An 18,847-nucleotide genomic window follows, 5' to 3' on the forward strand; every position below is an offset into this window, starting at 1 on the left:
TGCGATTTAAAGAGCGGGAGTATACCCGATTCGTTCGTGCGCACGCCCCCTGGAGCCTTATGCCACGCTGCTTTTGGTGTTCTGACGATCCTTTGTACATGGCTTATCACGATCAGGAGTGGGGCACGCCGCTGCGCGATGCGCAGGGTTTGTTCGAGTTGCTTTTGCTCGAAGGGTTCCAGGCCGGGCTGTCCTGGATCACCGTTTTGCGCAAACGCGAGCGCTACCGGCAGGTGCTGTTCGGCTTTGACGTGCAGCGCGTGGCGCAGATGAGCGATGCAGAAATCGACGAGCTGATGCTCGACCCCGGCATCATCCGCAACCGCCTCAAGCTCAATGCGGCCCGGCGCAATGCCCAAGCCTGGCTGGCCCTGGAGGATCCGGTGGCGTTCCTCTGGTCGTTCGTGGACGGCAAGCCGGTCATCAACCACTTCAAGGACCGCTCCGAAGTGCCGGCCATCACGCCCCAGGCCGTGCAGATGAGCAAGGGCCTGGAAAAAGCCGGCTTCACCTTTGTCGGGCCGACCATTTGTTACGCCTTGATGCAGGCCTCGGGAATGGTCATGGACCACACCCAGGACTGCGACCGCTACGCGGAGCTGGCAAACGGCGGTTAGAATAGCCGGCTCGCAACACGCCCATGAATTCAGGAGTGACCTGTGGATAAGTTGAAAGGCGCCTTGCTGGTCGGCGCTCTGCGGTTGTTTGCGATGCTGCCTTGGCGCGCGGTGCAGGCGTCGGGTTCGGCCATCGGCTGGCTCATGTGGAAGCTGCCCAATCGTTCCCGCGACGTGGTGCGGATCAACCTCGCCAAGTGTTTCCCCGAGATGGACCCGGCCGAGCGCGAACGCCTGGTGGGCCAAAGCCTCAAGGACATCGGCAAATCCCTGACTGAAAGCGCCTGCGCCTGGATCTGGCCGGCCCAGCGTTCCATCGACCTGGTGCGGGAAGTCGAAGGCCTGGACGTATTAAAAGAAGCGCTCGCTTCCGGCAAAGGCGTGGTGGGCATCACCAGCCACCTGGGCAACTGGGAAGTGCTCAACCACTTCTATTGCAGCCAGTGCAAACCGATCATTTTCTACCGTCCGCCCAAGCTCAAAGCGGTGGATGAATTGCTGCGCAAACAGCGCGTGCAACTGGGCAACAAAGTCGCGGCGTCGACTAAGGAAGGTATCCTCAGCGTCATCAAAGAGGTCCGAAAGGGCGGTCAAGTGGGCATTCCCGCCGACCCGGAACCGGCCGAGTCTGCCGGTATCTTCGTCCCCTTCTTCGCCACCCAGGCCCTGACCAGCAAGTTCGTACCGAACATGCTCGCCGGTGGCAAGGCCGTCGGCGTATTCCTCCACGCCCTGCGCCTGCCGGACGGCTCCGGCTACAAAGTCATCCTCGAAGCCGCCCCAGACGCCATGTACAGCACCGACACCGAAACCGCCTGCGCCGCCATGAGCCAGGTTGTGGAGCGTTATGTACGCGCCTACCCGAGCCAGTACATGTGGAGCATGAAACGCTTCAAAAAACGCCCGCCAGGCGAGGCGCGGTGGTACTGAAGGCCTGTTGCTGCATATGAGTGACACAGGGATTTGTGGTGAATGCAGGATATGCGAACACCCAAGAACCCATGTGGGAGCCGAGCTTGCTCGCGATGACGGCGGCCCATTCAACATCAGTGCAAGCTGAACCACCGCTATCGCGAGCAAGCTCAGCTCCCACGGGGATTTGTGATGGATGCGATATCTGTGAACAACCCGGAAAAACTGTGGGAGCGAGCCTGACAGACAACACATATCCAACCGAACGGCTCACCCTGTGGCGAGGGAGCTAGCTCCCGCTGGGCTGCGCAGCAGCCCCAACCAAGCTGACACATTCTTTCAGGCACAGAGGTCTATTTTTCCAAGCACAGTGCGGGCTGAATGTCCTAATCTCGCCTAGCCCCAATCAGCCAAGGACGCGTCAATGGGCATTCGAGGTAATGACCGCCAGATCGACAACATCGAGCTCAATGTCAGCGACATCGCCCGAAGCAAAGCCTTCTATGCGAGCGCATTCGGCTGGAGTTTCGTCGACTACGGCCCGACCTACACCGAATTCAGCGACGGTCGTCTGACCGGTGGCTTCACGACCGGTGAACCTGTGCGCCCAGGCGGCCCGTTAATCATCCTGTACGCGGATGACCTTGAAGGCACCCAACTCAGACTCAAGGCCGCTGGGGCGATCATCAGCCGTGAAGTGTTCGATTTCCCCGGTGGCCGACGTTTTCACTTTATCGATCCGGATGGCTATGAGCTGGCGGTGTGGTCGGCTTCCTGATGGCTGATTGATCACGAGGAGGCGCAAAGCCTCAATCGTGTCCATGATTAAGGACCTGCGATATCGGTGACGTTGGAATGGCAAAGCCATCTCTAAATCCGTCGGATTACCGTCCGTTCAGAAATATCGCACTTCCTCTGGTTCATTAATCAAGGAGTCCCCTCATGAAAATCGACTTCACCGGACGCCACGTCTTAGTCACCTGCTCCTCCAGCGGCATTGGTTTCGCCACAGCCAAAGGCTTCCTCGAGTCCGGCGCCCACGTGGTCATCAATGGTCGCAGCGAGAGCAGCGTGGAGGACGCGTTGCAGCGGTTGGGCGACCTTGCTTCAAATGCCGCTGGCTTTGTGGGTGACCTTAGTCATGAGGCTGGCTGCCAGGCACTGATCGCCAAGCACCCAAGCTTCGATATCGTCATCAACAACCTGGGCATTTTCAAACAGGAAGACTTTTTCGAAACGCCGGACAGCGAATGGCAGCGCTTTTTCGAAACCAACGTGATGTCGGGCGTGCGGGTTTCCAGGGCCTACGCGCCGGGCATGGTCGAGCGCGGTTGGGGGCGGATTGTGTTTGTCTCGTCGGAATCGGGTCTGAACATCCCCGCCGACATGATCCACTACGGCTTTACCAAAACCGCCCAACTGTCCATTGCTCGCGGCCTGGCCAAGCGCCTCGCCGGCACCGGCGTTACGGTGAATTCGGTACTGCCTGGGCCGACGCTTTCCGAAGGAGTTGCCCAGATGCTCCAGGCAGACGTCGAGCGCAGCGGGGAAAGCCTGGAAAAAAGTCGCGGCGGATTTCGTCAACCAGCACCGTAGCACCTCGATCATCCAGCGTGCGGCGCGCGTCGAGGAAGTCGCCAACATGATCATCTATGCCAGCTCGGAACAGGCCTCGGCCACCACCGGTGCGGCGTTGCGTGTGGATGGTGGGGTGGTGGATAGCATCGTTTAGGGCCCTATGACACGTTGCAAAAAAACGCCGCTTCCTCATGAGAGATAAGCGGCGTTTTTTCTTTTGGAAGCAACATGGGTTGATTTGACCCGTTTTCGGAGCGTTGAAGGGTTTGTTCAGCCTACCCGGTTTTCGATCAAGCGATCCGAGCCGCCTTCGGCTAAACGTTTTTCGATCAGTCGATCCGAACCACCTTCAGCGACACGTTTATCGATCAGCCGATCTGAACCACCTTCAGCGACACGTTTATCGATCAGCCGATCCGAACCGCCTTCGGCTACACGTTTTTCGATCAGCCGATCCGAACCACCTTCGGCGACACGTTTATCGATCAGCTGATCCGAACCACCTTCAGCGACACGTTTATCGATCAGCCGATCCGAACCGCCTTCAGCGACACGTTTATCGATCAGCCGATCCGAACCACCTTCGGCGACACGTTTATCGATCAGCCGATCCGAACCACCTTCAGCGACACGTTTATCGATCAGCCGATCCGAACCGCCTTCGGCGACACGTTTATCGATCAGCCGGTCCGAGCCGCCTTCGGCGACACGTTTATCGATCAGTCGATCCGAACCGCCTTCGGCGACACGTTTATCGATCAGCCGATCCGAACCACCTTCAGCGACACGTTTTTCGATCAGCCGGTCCGAGCCGCCCTCAGCGACCGTAGGTTGAACAAAAGAAGTTGCGAATGCATTGCCGAGCGCCAGTGCGAGAAGCGAGCCAACAAGCGTTTTGTTGAAAGTGTTCATGTCCTGATCCTTTTTATTCGTAGATGAAGTGAGTTAGACGGTGACGTGCAAACGGACGTCGACGTTGCCGCGTGTCGCGTTGGAGTACGGGCAGACCTGGTGAGCCGCGTCGACCAGCGCTTGAGCATCGGCTTGATCCAGACCCGGCAGATTGATGTGCAGGTCAATGTCCAGACCGAAACCGCCAGGGATCTGGCCGATGCCGACGTGTGCCGTGATTGAGGCGTCAGCAGGGATGCTGCGTTTGCTTTGGCTGGCGACAAACTTCAATGCGCCGATGAAGCAGGCCGAGTAACCGGCGGCGAACAACTGCTCAGGGTTGGTGGCTTCACCACCGGCGCCGCCCAGGGCTTTTGGTGTGGCCAGTTTCACGTCGAGAATCTTGTCGCTGGAAACAGCACGGCCATCACGGCCACCGGTGGAGGTTGCGACTGCGGTATAGAGAACGTTCATGGTGTTTCCTCGCTTACTGATTGGTTTGATCGATTTGGTTTGCGCTAAATGTTTGTGCGCTAACCAGTTGAGATAAAATTAACGGACAAATAGTTTGCGCGCAAGATAAATTTTTGAAAATTTGCCGAATTTGAATTAACCAGTTGATCCGAAAGGAAATTTATTTTTAAGCGCCGCCGTGTCGACAGAGCGTGTGGGCCGCGAAGTGATTCAAAGGGAAGGAGGTGCTAGGGGGTATCAGCAGGGCCAGCGCAATTGCAGACCTTCGGAGAAAGGGCGTTCAAAGTAGAATGATGGGCTTCTCGATCATTCCCACGCTCCTGCGTGGGAATGCCGCCAGGGACGCTCCGCGTTCCGCTTTTGGAAGGTGATGCAGAGCGTGGACACGATCAAATTCCAACTGATGATGTAAGCCAATCCGACTAAGCAACAGCCACTCGATTACGCCCCAAGGCCTTTGCTCGATACAGAGCTTTGTCCGCATCGTTCATCAGGCTGTGAAGGTCCTTATTACAAGCCTCCGTCGACGCGACGCCGAGGCTGGCTGATATGCAGTGAACAGGCTCGATCATCAAACCCGCAATCGTATCGATGAGCTGTTCTGCAATTTGGGTAGCGACTTCGATGGAAGTGTCCGGAAGCAGGATGGCGAACTCTTCCCCGCCTAGCCGACCATGAATATCCGTTCCCCGAAACGACGAACTGATGACCGCCCCCATCTGGCGCAGAACCTGATCCCCCACCTGATGGCCGTAGGTGTCGTTGATGTGCTTGAAGTGATCCATGTCCAGCATGACGGCGCACAACCCTACTCGCTTGGCCTTGCATTCGTCGTAGAGCTGTTGGGCATGCTCGAAAAAAGCCCGACGGCTCTTCAGGCCGGTCAATTCATCGGTTTGGGCTGCGCGAGTTGAAATGCTGTTGGCCTGTTCCATTTCGCGGGTGAGTCGAAAAGCGGTTTCCAGTGCCTGGGACATTTTGTGTGTAGCGCGGGCGGCAAATGCTGCGAACACCAAAATCGAGAGTGCGATGCCCACTTGAATCGGCGACGGTTGAAACAGCAGCCAGGCGGTGCACGGCAACAGCACCAGGCCAATGGAGACGAGAGTCATATCACGGTAGGCGGAGTAGCAGGACACCGCGCTGACGGACATGCCGACAGTAAAAAGCATGACCAATGCCTGGGACAACAGATCGTCCGCCGGCATGACCGCTAATGCGCCTCCTCCCCAGATGCTGGCGGACAATACCAGTGTGATCCAGTATTTGCGCTCCCAGCGTTGGGGGGTGCGCTCGCTTTCGTCGCTGCGAACATAGGCAACGAACAACGAAATGCGCAACAGCGTCGAGCCAGTCAAGATGGCCAACCACCAAAAGATGACGCTGTGTTCAAAGCGATCCCAGCACAGCCAACACAGCATGATGGCAGCGAGGTAGCTCCCGAACACCGCAGAAACCGATTGGCGAAACAGTTGCTGCAGTCGGTCAGTTCGCACCTGCTCGGCTATGAAGAAAGCCTGGTCATTCCGAGATCCTGGGCAGTCCATGTGATCCACCTGATCGTGACGCAACTGAAAGAGAGCGATTGTGGCACCCTGCCAGTAAGGCGAACAACTGAATTACACCCACAGTCCCGATATCCCGATTAAACCGAACCCCGTGGCGAGGGAGCTTGTTCCCGCTGGGCTGCGAAGCAGCGCCAACCATTCCTACAGACAAATCGCATCGTCTGCTTTACCGGATCAGGCAGGCATCAATCCCGCCTCCTGATAGCTCGATATCAAATCATCGAACAGGCTCACATCCGCCCGAGTTCGCGCGATTAACTGAGCACCAGCCACAGCGGTGTAAATAGCGAGGGCTCGGCGTTCACATTCTTGCGTGCTGCCAGTTCCGGCATCTGCCAATACCTGGGCAAGCCACGTTACGTTACCGTCCACAAAGGTCCTGATCTCTCGCGACACCTCATCGGGAAGGTCTTCGTATTCGGCTGCCATGAAGCTGGACAGACAAAGCTTGTTGCCGTCCTGAAGCGACGTTCGAAAAATGGCGGCGTACAGCTGCACGCACTCCTTAGGATCGGTATTGCCGGCCCGGATCCCTTCAAGCACCCGCCGCGTGTCCTGCCAGTAGCGTTCAGCAACCGCCGCGGCCAGGCCGGCCTTGCTCGGGAAGTGGTAATAAATGCTGGCGTTCTTGATGCCCACCTCTTCGGCAATGTTACGGAAATTTATCCCATTGTAACCGTGCAGTTGTGCAGCGGATTTCGCTGCCGCCAAGATGGCTTCTCGAGCATTTTCGTTCACGTTTTGGCCTCGTTTCGAAATTCGATTCACTCATGTCGTCGCGATTCTACGCCCGGATTTGCTTACCTGCCAATTGTCAGGTAGGGGGTTGACAGCGCCCGATCTCCAGCTCAATCTTTTACCTACCAATTGACAGGCAGGTAACCGAATCATGACATCTTCACAACAGAGCGCTGATGTTTACACCGTTCCTACGATGAAAATTTACGATTGGTTCAACGGCCCTTACCCCGCCCGAGTGCGCATAGCGCTGGCGGAGAAGGGATTGCTCTCGAAAATCGAATTCGTGTCGGTGAATCTCTGGAGCGGCGAACATAAGCAACCCGAGTTCCTGGCCCTCAATTACTCCGGGACACTGCCCGTGCTGGAGCTGAGCGATGGGACGCTGATTGCCGAGTGCACGGCGATTACCCAATACCTGGATAGCCTGGTCGGCGAACCGACGCTGACGGGCGAAACACCTGTTGAAAAAGGCCTCATCCACATGATGACCAAACGCGCCGAGATCGAGTTTCTCGATGCGGTCAGCATGTACTTCCACCATGCAACGCCGGGCCTGGGCCCAAAGGTCGAGCTGTACCAGAATGCAGAATGGGGCGGCCGAATGGGCGACAAGGCGATCAGAGGCATGCGCTATTTCGACAACCTGCTCAAAGACCGGCCTTTTGTAGCGGGTGACAAGTTCTCGATGGCCGATATTGCGGTGCTGGGCGGCATGATCTTCGCCTCGCTGGTGCAGCTCTCCGTTCCTGAAGAATGTGTCGCATTGCGCGCATGGCATGCCAGGATGCAGGAACGTCCCAGCGTGCAGACATGGCGTGCCATGGTCGAGCGTGGCGTTGAGCCGCGATAGCGGGTAAACCCGCCAGAGAAAAACCCAACGCTTTAGGTCGGGTTTTTCCTGGGTATTCCGACCCGCAAGTGAGTCACGGGTGCAAAAGGGGTGGAGCGTAATCTTGAAAGAGCACGAGCAAGCCCGACGTGCTCATTGTTTACGGGTCACTCGACTTGCGACAGCTTAGCGTCGTCGCAACCGGCAGCACGGCACTCGCGCTCGACAGCCTTGAGTATGACGATACGCGCCTCGGTCTTCTCATTGGCACAGTCCAGGTAGAGCAGGCCATCGTTGGAACAGGCGTTGTCACGGATTTTGATCCACTGGATTTGAGCGGCTTTCACTTTTTTCTTTTGCTCCGGGTTCAGAGCACTCATCGTCTTCTTGTATTGCTCGTTGATTTCCTGATCCGACTGAACCATTTTCAGCGACGCGCAATAGGTCCTGTCATAGGCGTTTCTAGGGTTATCGCAACTCATCGCAGATGCCGATGCTGATGCCATTGCCAGCAATGTCCCAACCAACAAAGACTTGATCACTCACTTCACTCCCTGAATGCCCTCTATTCATTAGAGGTCGCGGCGGGGAATTTATCATGAGGGTTGTAGAACAATGAAGCAGATCCTAGGGCTTATTCGGCCTGAACAACGGGCAAATGCTGCTAGGGGTTGGGGAGCAAGTGATTTCTGAAAAAGGCTGCGTAGCTCTCGCCGCCCTCACCGATGCGACTGTCCCGACCAAAGTCGGCGCGCCCGTAGCCCCCTCCACCCCTGCGACTGCAAAGCGGACCCGAAAGACAAGCAACCACCACTCCCCGTCCGCCAGGCTACCCAACCTTGCGCCTTTGCCTACAACTACGCCAGCATCCGCCCGTTTATGCGCCTTGTCCTCGGGGGTCTACGTTCCGCTTCGGGCCGGCAACTAGCGCACTGTAACTTTCCTAAAGTTGCCGAGGCTCAGCCGCGCAGCCTCGATAATCTCAGGACTGTTTACTTCTTCTAAGATCCGTAGAGCATTATTTTAATACCGAGGATGACTACCAAATTCGAAGACCATCATGTTTGCAAAGTACTTGTCCAAATCAAGTAAGTCCCGACAGGTACTACCTTCATAATAAAGTAAGCCGGAGCCGCGATGGTTTGTATTGTTAAGTTTATCGCACTTTTTGGTGTTTCGGACTAAAGCTATACACAAAGCGGCCGATATTTTGCGTGAGCTTTATATAGTTGCATAACGAACGAAAAATCACATAGGGAGTACAAAATGTCGTGGGGTTCAGTCAATGCATTTCATATATATGCAACTGTTGGTGTGGGCATCTGCTCCGTATCCTTAATGTTTCTTATACGTGATCCAAAAACACCGAAGTGGTTAGATGTTGCAGTTGCAATTACCCTACTGCTATTGGCGGCACTTTTTTTAGGCTTGGTACAGTCTATTTTTAATATTTTGCCAGAGGACACAATTAGCGATAGAGATTTAAAAAGTGAGTATCAAGTAGCGCTTTATGTTATTCCGTTCTTCACGGCTGGTCTTGCGACTAATCTGTTATCAAATATTATTTTGAACCAGCGCGACTACACAGATACGATGAGCTTCTATGAGGCTGCACGAAGGACAGCTTGGTTTATCTGGATTGCTTTTCTCACTTCGACCTTTGTGGGGCTACTTATGTATGTGGGGTACAAGCAAATAGAGAAATGGTCTATAAGCCGATAATTAAATAAGTTGGAAAAATGTTGCCTGTCCGATTTCTGATTATCGATGAAAATGGAACAGGTAGATTGTGGTGGGGGAATTGTATTTATGCTTTGCCTCATTCGAACTGCAATAAACGATGTCGCAAGGATCGCTTATGAGAAACTCAAAAAAAGTAGCGTTGCTTTCAATTGCTTTATCTTCTTTTGCTTTAACTTGGGTCTGTTTTAAATCATTTCCTCTCTCAAGTGTAACCGCTGCTTGGTTAAATCTCGGGGCAGGCTTATTGGCTATACTTGCTATTATGTGTGTCGCTAGTGAGTATTTTTCACCTCCAAAGCCAGGAGATAATATACGAGCGCCGGATAAATTCACCCGAGTAACAGCTGGACTAACGGGTCTTGCATCAGGCGTATTTTGGGTTGCAAGTGCCTGGTATGGAATTTTTCCACCACCCGCGTAACTACTTGATCTATTCCTCTCACTGAGTGGAAGTAAACTTCCTGCCCATCGTCCCATCGACATTCCAAACCAAAAAACGGGCCTGCATTCCCACGCAGCCCCGTTTTTTTTTTACCACCCGATCAGATCAAAACGCCGGCAAAACCGCCCCTTTGTACTTCTCAAGAATAAAAGCCTTCACTTCCGGCGTATGCAGCGCCGCCGCCAGCTTCTTCATCGCCTCACTGTTCTTGTCGTCCTCACGGGCAACCAGAATATTCACATACGGCGAGTCGTTCCCTTCAATCACCAACGCATCCTTGGACGGATCAAGCTTGGCCTCCAACGCATAGTTGGTATTGATCAACGCCAGATCCACCTGAGTCAGCACCCGCGGAATGGTCGCGGCTTCCAGCTCACGGAACTTCAAATCCTTCGGGTTCTCAACAATGTCCTTGGTCGTCGACAGGATGTTGTTGGAATCCTTCAGCGTGATCACCCCGTGCTTCGCCAGCAGCAACAGCGCACGGCCGCCGTTGGTGGCGTCGTTAGGGATGACCACGTTGGCACCGCCTGGCACTTCTGCCAGTGTCTTGAACTTGCTGGAGTACGCGCCCAAAGGTTCCAGGTGCACGCCGGTCACGCTCACCAGGTGGGTGCCCTTGGCTTTGTTGAACTCATCCAGGTATGGCTGGTGCTGGAAGAAGTTGGCGTCCAGGCGCTTTTCGGCGACTTGGACGTTCGGCTGGATGTAGTCGGTGAAGACTTTGACCTTGAGGTCGACGCCTTCTTTGGCCAGGGCCGGTTTGACGAATTCGAGGATTTCCGCGTGCGGCACCGGCGTCGCCGCGACGGTCAGGGTCTCGGCGGCGTGGACGGAAAATGCTGCGGCGGCAGCGAAGGCAACCAGTAGTTTTTTCATTCAGCTAACTCCTTGTGGGGCGCCCGCTCTTGGCGCCTGCCAGCGAATGGCCGGCTCATGGTTTATTGGCCGCGAGGCCTTACTTTCTAGAGAAATGCACAACCAGTTTGTCGCCCACGGTTTGCAGGACCTGGACCAGCACCAGCAGCAACACCACCGTGACCACCATCACATCGGTCTGGAAGCGCTGGTAACCGAAACGGATCGCCAGGTCACCCAAACCACCGGCACCGACCACACCGGCCATGGCCGTGTAGGACACCAGCGTAATCGCTGTCACCGTAATCGCGGCAAAAATGCCTGGACGGGCTTCCGGCAGCAAGGCGTTGACGATGATCTGCCGCGTGGTCGCGCCCATGGCCTGGGTCGCTTCGATGATGCCGCGATCGACTTCGCGCAAGGCGGTTTCCACCAGGCGGGCGAAGAACGGTGTTGCGCCGACCACCAGTGGCGGAATCGCGCCGGCCACGCCCAGGGAGGTGCCGGTGATCAATACCGTGAACGGGATCATCACGATCAACAGGATGATGAACGGCAGCGAGCGCAAGATGTTGACGATCAGCGACAGCAGCGCATAAACGCCGCGGGCTTCGAGCAACTGGCGCGGGCTGCAGAGGAATAACAACACGCCCAGCGGCAGGCCGAGTAGCACGGTGAAAAGCAGCGAGCCAAAGAGCATCAGCAGGGTGTCGCCGGTCGCCAGCCAGATTTCCAGCCAATCGATGTTGGCGAAGAATGAATTCAACAGTTCCATCAGCGCAGCACCTCCATGTGGACGTCAGCCGCGGTGAAGCGGGCGAATGCCGCCTCCATGTCACCGCCGGTGACGGCGAGGGTCAGTTGCCCGTAGGGAGTGTCTTTGATGCGGTCGATACGACCGGCCAGAATGCTGTAGTCCACGCCGGTTTCCCGGGCGACGGTGCCGAGCAATGGCGCGTAGGTCGCTTCGCCTTGGAACGTCAGGCGCACGATGCGCCCTGGTACGTGGGCAAAGTCGTCGCGCTGTTCGCTTTCGTCGATCTGCTCGTCTTCCTGGACGAAACGCTTGGTGGTCGGGTGCTTGGGATGCAAGAAGACCTCGGCCACGGGTCCTTGCTCGACGATCACGCCGGCGTCCATCACCGCCACTTCATCGCAGACGCGGCGGATCACGTCCATTTCATGGGTGATCAGCACGATGGTCAGCTTCAGCTCGCGGTTGATTTCCGCCAGCAGTTGCAACACCGATGCGGTGGTTTGTGGGTCCAGTGCGCTGGTGGCTTCGTCGCACAGCAGGATCTTGGGCTTGGTCGCCAGGGCGCGGGCGATGCCGACGCGCTGCTTCTGGCCACCGGACAACTGCGCCGGGTATTTTTTGGCGTGGTCGGACAAGCCCACCCGCGCTAGCAATTCGGCGACGCGCTGGTCGATTTCGCTGCGGGACAATTCACCCGCCAGCGTCAGTGGCAGCGCCACGTTGTCGGCCACGGTCTTGGACGCCAGCAAATTGAAGTGCTGGAAAATCATCCCGACCTGCTGACGGAAACGCCGCAAGCCGCCGGCGTCCAGGGCAGTGACTTCCTCGCCGTCGACGATAATCTTGCCGCCGCTGGAGTCTTCCAGGCGATTGATCAGGCGCAACAGGGTACTTTTTCCCGCACCGGAATGGCCAATCAGGCCGAACACCTGACCGTTCTCAATCGTCAGACTGGTCGGGTGCAGGGCGGGGATATCCCTACCGGCGACCCGGTAGGTTTTATGGACGTTTTGAAACTCGATCACGTAGCGAACCTTGTGGGGCGCGTTGGAAAAGGATCAGCGGTTAGCCGGGCGCGCATTTTAGCCTGTCCGTATAGAGGTTCTTAGCATTTATTTGCGATTGAACCAGCCATTTGGCAATAAGGCGATCAAAGGACATAAAAAAGGAACGCGGCGAACCGGTATCGGTCACTCACTAAGCAACTCGAAAATGCCCGGGTACCGTGCCTGCGGCATCGAACTCAAGAGTCCTGGCCACGGCGGGGATCGCAACGAGGAGTTATGTCTGATGAGTACCAACAAGCCCACCGGCACCGAAAGCCAACTGGCCGGGACCGACACGCTGGATCGCGGCAACACCAATGCCAAGCTTGAAAGCCTGGAACAGTTTCGCTCCGACGCCACCGAGCAGGCGCTACGCACCAATCAGGGCGTGAAGATTGCCGACAACCAGAACACCCTCCGGGTCGGGGCGCGCGGGCCTTCATTGCTGGAAGACTTCATCATGCGTGAGAAGATCACGCATTTTGACCATGAGCGCATCCCGGAGCGTATTGTCCACGCCCGCGGCACCGGCGCCCATGGCTACTTTCAGAGTTATGAAGCGCATTCGGCGCTGACCAAGGCTGGTTTCCTACAGGATCCGAGCAAAAAAACGCCGGTATTTGTGCGTTTTTCCACGGTGCAAGGTCCACGAGGATCCGGCGACACCGTGCGAGATGTGCGGGGCTTTGCGGTGAAGTTCTTTACCGACGAAGGCAACTTCGACCTGGTGGGCAACAACATGCCGGTGTTTTTCATCCAGGATGCGGTGAAGTTTCCAGACTTCGTTCATGCAGTGAAACCCGAACCCCACAATGAAATTCCCACGGGCGGTTCGGCCCACGACACCTTCTGGGATTTTGTCTCGCTGGTGCCGGAGTCGGCCCATATGGTGATTTGGGCCATGTCTGACAGGGCCATTCCCAAGAGCCTGCGGTCCATGCAGGGTTTCGGCGTACACACCTTCCGCATGATCAACGCCGAGGGCCGGAGCAGCTTCGTCAAATTCCACTGGCGCCCCACAGTCGGCACCTGTTCGCTGGTGTGGGACGAAGCGCAGAAGCTCGCCGGTAAAGATACCGACTACCACCGTCGCGATCTTTGGGAATCGATCGAGATGGGGGACTACCCGGAATGGGAATTTGGCGTACAAATTGTCCCCGAGGAAGACGAGCATAAGTTCGACTTCGACCTCCTCGACCCCACCAAGCTCATTCCCGAAGAGCTCGTTCCCATCACGCCCCTGGGCAAGATGGTATTGAACCGCAACCCGGATAACTTCTTTGCCGAGGTCGAGCAAGTCGCGTTCTGCCCTGGGCATATCGTGCCTGGCATCGATTTCACCAATGATCCGCTGCTGCAAGGCCGGCTGTTTTCCTACACCGATACGCAAATCAGCCGACTCGGTGGGCCGAATTTTCATGAGCTGCCGATCAACCGGGCGATTACCCCGGTGCACAACGGCCAGCGTGACGCCATGCACCGCACCACCATCGACAAGGGCCGCGCTTCCTACGAGCCGAACTCCATCGATGGCGGCTGGCCGAAGGAAACCCCGCCCGGCCCGCAGGACGGCGGCTTCGAAAGTTATCCAGAGCGCATCGATGCCCACAAGATTCGTCAACGCAGCGAGTCGTTTGGCGATCACTTTTCCCAAGCGCGGCTGTTCTACAACAGCATGAGCCCCCACGAGCAGGAACACATCATCGCCGCGTACAGTTTCGAACTGGGCAAGGTGGAGCGGGAGTTCATTCGGGCACGACAGGTTAATGAAATCCTCGCCAACATTGATCTGAAGTTGGCCGAGCGGGTGGCAATAAACCTCGGGCTGCCAGCACCGACCGCCTGCACCGTGGACGTACCGAAACCTTCGTTGGAACAATCCCCCGCCTTGAGTCAGGCGAACCTGCTGTCCGGGGACATCAAGACCCGCAAGGTGGCTGTGCTGGTGGCCAACGGTGTCGATGGGGCGATTATCGATGCGCTCAAGCAAGCCTTGGAAGCCAAGGGGGCTCACGCCAAAGTGCTGGGGCCGACCTCCGCCCCCGTCACCACAGCCGCTGGGCAAAAACTGCCGGTGGATGCGTCCATGGAAGGTATGCCGTCCATTGCCTTTGACGCGGTGTTCGTGCCAGGTGGCGCGGAATCGATCAAAGCCTTGAGTGCGGACGGCGTGGCGTTGCATTACGTACTGGAAGCCTACAAGCACCTGAAAGCCATCGCGCTCAACGGCGAGGCCCGGCAATTGCTGGTGCTGTTGAAGCTGGAGGCGGATACGGGGCTGATTCCCGACGCGGATGCCAGCCAGTTCCCGGCATTCTTCGACGCTATTGCCCAACATCGGGTGTGGGCGCGGGAGCCTAAGGCCAAGGCGATTCCGGCTTGATGGGCGGCTGACAGAGCTTTTGTTGGTAGGACGCTATCGCGAGCAGGCTCGCTCCCACAGTGGTTTTGTGTCGATCACAAAGCCTCATGTGGGAGCGAGCCTGCTCGCGATGCTTTTTAGGGATTGCGCGGTGTCAGCACCATTTGCGCCGGCACGTTGCGCAGAATCTGCTTCTGCAGTTTCAAATCAAACCCCGGGTCCAGTTTCTTGACCCGCTTGGTCAGCAAAGTCGCCAACCACGGATAATCGTCGGTGCGCGGCGCCTGGATGCTGACGTCACATTGAAAATTCACCACGTCGGCGGCAATGGCATCCAGTTGTCGACGCATTTTCTGTATATCGCCGATATTCAGCGCAACTGTCGTGCTTTCAGCACTCGGGTCGATCACTTTGGCGACCGGTTTGGCTTCGGCGGCCTTGAGGGCGGCTTCGGCTTTTTCCAGCTCGACCTTGCGGGCCTCGGCAATGGCGCTGTTGACCTCACCGGAGAGCGCCGGCGCCTTGGGCATCAAGGCTCGGGCTCGGCTCAGGGCGGTGGCGGCGGCGTTTACATCGCCTTTTTGCAGGTCAATTTGGCTGCGGCGCAGATACGCCTCGGCCAGTTGCCGTTGGTAGGGTTCCAGCGCCGGGTCTTCCGGCGACTGGGCCTGCAAGGCGGCCAGTTGGTCTTCAGCAGTGGCCAGCTCATTGCCGGCCAGGCTTTGTTCAAACTGCGCGAGGGCCGGGCCCCGGGTGTCGGGGGCTTCGGCGACTGGCGGCGAACTCTGGCAGGCGCCCAGCAGCAGGGAAAATGCGACAAGGAGCAGATAACGGGAGGCGAACGGCTTCATTCCTGCGACTCTCTATTTGCGCAAAAAGCGAGCAAGTCTACACCCCTCGGCGGGGCAGGACAAAACTCAGCAGAAATAGCGCGGCGGCGCTGACCACAATCGACGGCCCGGCCGGGGTGTCCTTGAACCACGATAGCGCCAGCCCGCCGCATACTGCGAGCATGCCCAGCAGGCTTGCGCCCAGGGCCATCTGCTCCGGGGAGCGGGCGTGCCGCTGTGCTGCGGCTGCCGGGATAATCAGCAAAGAAGTAATCAGCAATACACCGACGATTTTCATCGCCACGGCAATGACCACCGCAATCAACAGCATCAACGCCAGCCGCAAACCCACCACGGGCAAGCCTTCGACCCGCGCCAGTTCCTCATGCACAGTAACCGCCAGCAACGGGCGCCAGAGCGCTACCAGCAGCAGCAGGACGGCCGCGCTGCCACCCAGGATCCACGAAAGATCCATGGGGCTGATGGCAAGCAGATCACCAAACAGGTAGGCCATCAGATCAATCCGCACGTCATGCATGAAGCTTAGTACCACTAGCCCGAGAGACAGGGTGCTGGGCGCCAGAATGCCCAGCAGCGTGTCGGACGCCAGCGGTTGACGCTGTTGCAGCGTCACCAGCAGCACCGCCAGCAACAGGCAGCCGACGGTCACCGCCACTGCGGGGCTGACGTCCAGCAAAAAGCCCAGGGCCACGCCCAGCAAGGCCGCGTGGGACAAGGTATCGCCGAAATAGGCCATGCGCCGCCAGACCACGAACGAGCCCAGGGGGCCGGCCACCATCGCGAGGGCCAGGCCTGCGAGCAGGGCGTACAACAGAAAATCAGCCATGCTTGCAGCCATCTCCATGAACATGGGTAGTAACAGACGAGTCGCTGACCACCGAACCATGCAGGTCATGGGCGTGATCGTGATGGTGGTGATAAATCGCCAGGCTTTGTGCGTTCTTTCCGAACAGTTCGACGAATGCCGGATCGCCGCTGACCTGCTCGGGATGCCCGGAACAGCAGACGTGGCGATTGAGGCAGACCACCTGGTCAGTGGTGCTCATGACCAGGTGAAGGTCATGGGAAACCATCAGCACGCCGCAGCGGTGACGGTCGCGCAGGCGGGTGATCAGGCTGTACAGCTCGGCCTGACCGGCCACGTCGACCCCTTGTACGGGCTCGTCGAGCACCAGCAGCTCGGGTTCGCGCAGCAGAGCGCGAGCCAGCAACACGCGCTGCATTTCACCGCCGGAAACACTTTGTACCGGACTGTCGATCACCTGTTCGGCACCGACTTCGTTGAGCGCCGCCAGGGCCCGTGCGCGATCCACGCCAGGCACCAGGCGCAAGAAGCGCAGGACCGACAGGGGCAGCGTCGGGTCCACATGAAGCTTTTGCGGCATGTAACCGACCCGCAGCTTCGGCTTGCGCCAGACGCTGCCGCTGTCGGGTTTGAGCAACCCCAGAACGGCACGCACCAGAGTCGTCTTGCCGGCGCCGTTGGGGCCGATCAGGGTGACGATCTGCCCCGGCTCGACGCTCAGGTAGATGTTATCCAGCACGCTCTGGCCGGCGAACGTCACGCCTACGTGCTCGAGACGGATCAACGCATTGCTCATCAGGCCCCCTGGCAACCGGAGCAGAGCCCGACCACTTCGACGGTCTGGGTATCAACCACGAAACCCACTTCTTTGGCGCTGGCAACGATGGCATCGCTGATGGACTTCTGCTCCAGCTCGATGGCTGCGTGGCATTCGCGACAGATCAGGAACTGGCCCTGGTGCGCGTGTTCCGGATGATTGCAGCCAACGAAGGCATTCAACGACGAGATGCGATGCACCAGGCCGTTTTCCAGCAGGAAATCCAGCGCCCGATAAACCGTGGGCGGCGCGGCGCGGCGGCCGTCCTGCTCACTGAGCACCGCGAGTATGTCGTAGGCGCCCAGCGGCTTGTGGCTTTGCCAGACCAGCTCCAGCACGCGTCGACGCAAAGCGGTCAGGCGCAACCCTTGGCGCGCACAGATGGCGTCGGCCTCGGACAGCGCGGTGTGCACGCAGTGAGAATGGTCATGGGGACGACTGGCAAGGGGCGTAATAGGCATGGGCAGCGACGATTTTAGTGAGAGACGTTATTATGTTACCCGTTCTCGCCTCTCCGAGTGGTCATCGTGTCCCGAAATTTTTCGATCTTTGTCGCTTTTGTCGCCAGTTTTCTGCTGATCGGCCCGGCCCAGGCCGAAGTCAAAGTGCTTACCAGCATCAAGCCATTGCAACTGATTGCCGCCGCGGTGCAGGACGGCGTGGCGGTTCCTGAGGTCCTGCTGCCGCCCGGCGCTTCACCTCACCATTACGCCCTGCGGCCTTCCGACGTACGGAAGGTGCAGTCGGTGGATTTGCTCTACTGGATTGGCCCCGACATGGAAAGTTTCCTGCCGCGCGTGCTGAACGGTCGTACGTTGCCGTCCGTCGCGGTGCAGGATGTGCCCGGACTCAAGCTGCGTCACTTCGCCCAGGACAGTCATTCCCACGCCGAAGATGAGCATGACGCCGATGAGCATGATCACGACCATCGCCCCGGCACCATCGATGCCCATCTGTGGCTCTCGCCAACCAATGCCCGGGTGATTGCCGCCAAGATGGCTGCCGACCTCAGCGCGGCCGATCCGGCCAATGCCAGCCGCTATCAAAGCAACCTCAAGGGTTTCAACCAGCGTCTCGATGCGCTGGATGCGCGTTTGAAGACCCGTCTGGCCGGCGTCGCGGGCAAGCCGTATTTCGTGTTCCACGAAGCGTTCGACTATTTCGAAGACCACTACGGCCTCAAGCACGCCGGAGTTTTTGCCGTGGCCACCGAAGTCCAGCCCGGCGCCCAACACGTGGCGGCGATGCGCAATCGCTTGCAGGCCGTGGGCAAGACGTGCGTCTTCAGCGAACCGCCCCTGCGCCCGCGCCTGGCCGAAACCCTGGTGGCCGGGTTACCGGTGAAATTGGCGGAGTTGGATGCGCTGGGCGGCTATACCCCTGCGACGGCGCAAGGGTATGAGCAGTTGCTGGAGAAGTTGGGGAATGATCTGGCGGGGTGCCTGGAGTCGCTATAACTGCCGAGCGCAAACCCTGTGGCGAGGGAGCTTGCTCCCGCTCGGTTGCGCAGCGACCGCAAAATCTTAGGGCTGCTGCGCACGCACCCCAGCGGGAGC

Annotated in this window: 19 protein-coding genes and 2 pseudogenes; 9 read left to right on the plus strand and 12 right to left on the minus strand. The window is 57.9% G+C overall.

All coding sequences use genetic code 11. The annotated features are described in order from the left end of the window. The first annotated feature begins 59 nt into the window (after nt 1-59). From tag to PSH91_RS00070, 4 genes and pseudogenes are all read left to right on the plus strand, one after another. Entirely contained in the window at nt 60-617 is a 558-nt protein-coding gene (gene tag / locus PSH91_RS00055; RefSeq protein WP_047230110.1) for a DNA-3-methyladenine glycosylase I, read from the plus strand. Between the two features lie 42 nt (nt 618-659). Continuing rightward, the gene (locus PSH91_RS00060; protein WP_047230111.1) at nt 660-1,547 is read left to right on the plus strand and encodes a lysophospholipid acyltransferase; all 888 of its coding nucleotides are present in this window, start codon (nt 660-662) and stop codon (nt 1,545-1,547) included. A gap of 406 nt (nt 1,548-1,953) precedes the next feature. After that, nucleotides 1,954-2,307, plus strand: a complete 354-nt coding sequence (locus PSH91_RS00065; RefSeq protein ID WP_076383158.1) for a VOC family protein — start codon at nt 1,954-1,956, stop codon at nt 2,305-2,307. A gap of 164 nt (nt 2,308-2,471) precedes the next feature. Beyond that, a pseudogene (locus PSH91_RS00070) lies at nt 2,472-3,261 on the plus strand (SDR family NAD(P)-dependent oxidoreductase). A gap of 203 nt (nt 3,262-3,464) precedes the next feature. Here PSH91_RS00070 and PSH91_RS00075 read toward each other — a convergent pair. The 4 genes and pseudogenes from PSH91_RS00075 to PSH91_RS00090 form a co-directional block, all read right to left on the minus strand. Then, nucleotides 3,465-4,019 (minus strand): annotated as a pseudogene (locus tag PSH91_RS00075) (phage infection protein); the annotation flags it as partial. Nucleotides 4,020-4,052: 33 nt separating this feature from the next. Continuing rightward, nucleotides 4,053-4,472 (minus strand): organic hydroperoxide resistance protein, encoded by a 420-nt coding sequence (locus PSH91_RS00080; protein ID WP_003196182.1) that lies wholly within the window; start codon nt 4,470-4,472, stop codon nt 4,053-4,055. A 422-nt stretch (nt 4,473-4,894) separates the two neighbouring features. Further along, nucleotides 4,895-6,019, minus strand: coding sequence for a diguanylate cyclase (locus PSH91_RS00085; RefSeq protein ID WP_047230115.1), 1,125 nt, complete (start codon nt 6,017-6,019; stop codon nt 4,895-4,897). 195 nt (nt 6,020-6,214) lie between these two features. Continuing rightward, entirely contained in the window at nt 6,215-6,778 is a 564-nt protein-coding gene (locus tag PSH91_RS00090; RefSeq protein WP_305466981.1) for a TetR/AcrR family transcriptional regulator, read from the minus strand. 196 nt (nt 6,779-6,974) lie between these two features. Between PSH91_RS00090 and PSH91_RS00095 the strand changes: the two genes are divergently transcribed. Beyond that, nucleotides 6,975-7,631, plus strand: coding sequence for a glutathione S-transferase (locus PSH91_RS00095; RefSeq protein WP_171061293.1), 657 nt, complete (start codon nt 6,975-6,977; stop codon nt 7,629-7,631). A gap of 146 nt (nt 7,632-7,777) precedes the next feature. On the opposite strand, the gene PSH91_RS00100 is transcribed toward PSH91_RS00095, so the two are convergent. Further along, nucleotides 7,778-8,152, minus strand: a complete 375-nt coding sequence (locus PSH91_RS00100; protein ID WP_080962942.1) for a lysozyme inhibitor LprI family protein — start codon at nt 8,150-8,152, stop codon at nt 7,778-7,780. 724 nt (nt 8,153-8,876) lie between these two features. On the opposite strand from PSH91_RS00100, the gene PSH91_RS00105 reads away from it, so the two are divergent. Both PSH91_RS00105 and PSH91_RS00110 read left to right on the plus strand, forming a co-directional pair. Further along, nucleotides 8,877-9,332: a hypothetical protein gene (locus tag PSH91_RS00105; protein WP_076383154.1), complete on the plus strand. Its 456-nt coding sequence runs from the start codon at nt 8,877-8,879 to the stop codon at nt 9,330-9,332. Nucleotides 9,333-9,468: 136 nt separating this feature from the next. Then, nucleotides 9,469-9,774 carry a hypothetical protein gene (locus PSH91_RS00110; protein WP_156893483.1) on the plus strand — a complete coding sequence of 102 codons (306 nt, stop codon included), beginning with the start codon at nt 9,469-9,471 and terminating at the stop codon, nt 9,772-9,774. 126 nt (nt 9,775-9,900) lie between these two features. On the opposite strand, the gene PSH91_RS00115 is transcribed toward PSH91_RS00110, so the two are convergent. From PSH91_RS00115 to PSH91_RS00125, 3 genes are all read right to left on the minus strand, one after another. Then, nucleotides 9,901-10,674 carry a MetQ/NlpA family ABC transporter substrate-binding protein gene (locus PSH91_RS00115; RefSeq protein WP_305466982.1) on the minus strand — a complete coding sequence of 258 codons (774 nt, stop codon included), beginning with the start codon at nt 10,672-10,674 and terminating at the stop codon, nt 9,901-9,903. A gap of 79 nt (nt 10,675-10,753) precedes the next feature. Next, nucleotides 10,754-11,428 carry a methionine ABC transporter permease gene (locus tag PSH91_RS00120; RefSeq protein WP_047229776.1) on the minus strand — a complete coding sequence of 225 codons (675 nt, stop codon included), beginning with the start codon at nt 11,426-11,428 and terminating at the stop codon, nt 10,754-10,756. Continuing rightward, nucleotides 11,428-12,435 (minus strand): methionine ABC transporter ATP-binding protein, encoded by a 1,008-nt coding sequence (locus PSH91_RS00125; RefSeq protein ID WP_047229777.1) that lies wholly within the window; start codon nt 12,433-12,435, stop codon nt 11,428-11,430. Before PSH91_RS00125 ends, PSH91_RS00120 begins: the two co-directional genes overlap by 1 nt. Nucleotides 12,436-12,700: 265 nt before the next feature. On the opposite strand from PSH91_RS00125, the gene katE reads away from it, so the two are divergent. After that, the gene (gene katE, locus PSH91_RS00130) at nt 12,701-14,839 is read left to right on the plus strand and encodes a catalase HPII (protein ID WP_305466983.1); all 2,139 of its coding nucleotides are present in this window, start codon (nt 12,701-12,703) and stop codon (nt 14,837-14,839) included. Between the two features lie 116 nt (nt 14,840-14,955). On the opposite strand, the gene PSH91_RS00135 is transcribed toward katE, so the two are convergent. The 4 genes from PSH91_RS00135 to zur are packed head-to-tail and all read right to left on the minus strand — an operon-like array spanning nt 14,956 to nt 17,752. Beyond that, entirely contained in the window at nt 14,956-15,669 is a 714-nt protein-coding gene (locus PSH91_RS00135; RefSeq protein ID WP_047229779.1) for a PA5502 family lipoprotein, read from the minus strand. A gap of 37 nt (nt 15,670-15,706) precedes the next feature. After that, nucleotides 15,707-16,495, minus strand: coding sequence for a zinc ABC transporter permease subunit ZnuB (znuB, locus tag PSH91_RS00140; RefSeq protein WP_047229780.1), 789 nt, complete (start codon nt 16,493-16,495; stop codon nt 15,707-15,709). Continuing rightward, entirely contained in the window at nt 16,488-17,270 is a 783-nt protein-coding gene (gene znuC, locus PSH91_RS00145) for a zinc ABC transporter ATP-binding protein ZnuC (RefSeq protein ID WP_076383150.1), read from the minus strand. Before znuC ends, znuB begins: the two co-directional genes overlap by 8 nt. Beyond that, nucleotides 17,270-17,752, minus strand: coding sequence for a zinc uptake transcriptional repressor Zur (zur, locus tag PSH91_RS00150; RefSeq protein WP_047229782.1), 483 nt, complete (start codon nt 17,750-17,752; stop codon nt 17,270-17,272). Before zur ends, znuC begins: the two co-directional genes overlap by 1 nt. 66 nt (nt 17,753-17,818) lie before the next feature. On the opposite strand from zur, the gene znuA reads away from it, so the two are divergent. Beyond that, entirely contained in the window at nt 17,819-18,748 is a 930-nt protein-coding gene (gene znuA, locus PSH91_RS00155) for a zinc ABC transporter substrate-binding protein ZnuA (RefSeq protein WP_107323309.1), read from the plus strand. Nucleotides 18,749-18,847 lie beyond the last annotated feature (99 nt).

This window comes from Pseudomonas sp. FP1154 (genome assembly GCF_030687245.1).
Classification (GTDB): Bacteria; Pseudomonadota; Gammaproteobacteria; order Pseudomonadales; family Pseudomonadaceae; genus Aquipseudomonas; species Aquipseudomonas rhizophila.

Bases quoted from the DNA above. Each gene is read 5' to 3' on its own strand.
- tag (WP_047230110.1), top strand. From the start codon at position 60: ATGCCACGCTGCTTTTGGTGTTCTGACGATCCTTTGTACATGGCTTAT.
- PSH91_RS00065 (WP_076383158.1), top strand. From the start codon at position 1,954: ATGGGCATTCGAGGTAATGACCGCCAGATCGACAACATCGAGCTCAAT.
- PSH91_RS00080 (WP_003196182.1), bottom strand. From the start codon at position 4,472: ATGAACGTTCTCTATACCGCAGTCGCAACCTCCACCGGTGGCCGTGAT.
- PSH91_RS00085 (WP_047230115.1), bottom strand. From the start codon at position 6,019: ATGGACTGCCCAGGATCTCGGAATGACCAGGCTTTCTTCATAGCCGAG.
- PSH91_RS00095 (WP_171061293.1), top strand. From the start codon at position 6,975: ATGAAAATTTACGATTGGTTCAACGGCCCTTACCCCGCCCGAGTGCGC.
- PSH91_RS00105 (WP_076383154.1), top strand. From the start codon at position 8,877: ATGTCGTGGGGTTCAGTCAATGCATTTCATATATATGCAACTGTTGGT.
- PSH91_RS00110 (WP_156893483.1), top strand. From the start codon at position 9,469: ATGAGAAACTCAAAAAAAGTAGCGTTGCTTTCAATTGCTTTATCTTCT.
- PSH91_RS00115 (WP_305466982.1), bottom strand. From the start codon at position 10,674: ATGAAAAAACTACTGGTTGCCTTCGCTGCCGCCGCAGCATTTTCCGTC.
- PSH91_RS00120 (WP_047229776.1), bottom strand. From the start codon at position 11,428: ATGGAACTGTTGAATTCATTCTTCGCCAACATCGATTGGCTGGAAATC.
- katE (WP_305466983.1), top strand. From the start codon at position 12,701: ATGAGTACCAACAAGCCCACCGGCACCGAAAGCCAACTGGCCGGGACC.
- PSH91_RS00135 (WP_047229779.1), bottom strand. From the start codon at position 15,669: ATGAAGCCGTTCGCCTCCCGTTATCTGCTCCTTGTCGCATTTTCCCTG.
- znuB (WP_047229780.1), bottom strand. From the start codon at position 16,495: ATGGCTGATTTTCTGTTGTACGCCCTGCTCGCAGGCCTGGCCCTCGCG.
- znuC (WP_076383150.1), bottom strand. From the start codon at position 17,270: ATGAGCAATGCGTTGATCCGTCTCGAGCACGTAGGCGTGACGTTCGCC.
- zur (WP_047229782.1), bottom strand. From the start codon at position 17,752: ATGCCTATTACGCCCCTTGCCAGTCGTCCCCATGACCATTCTCACTGC.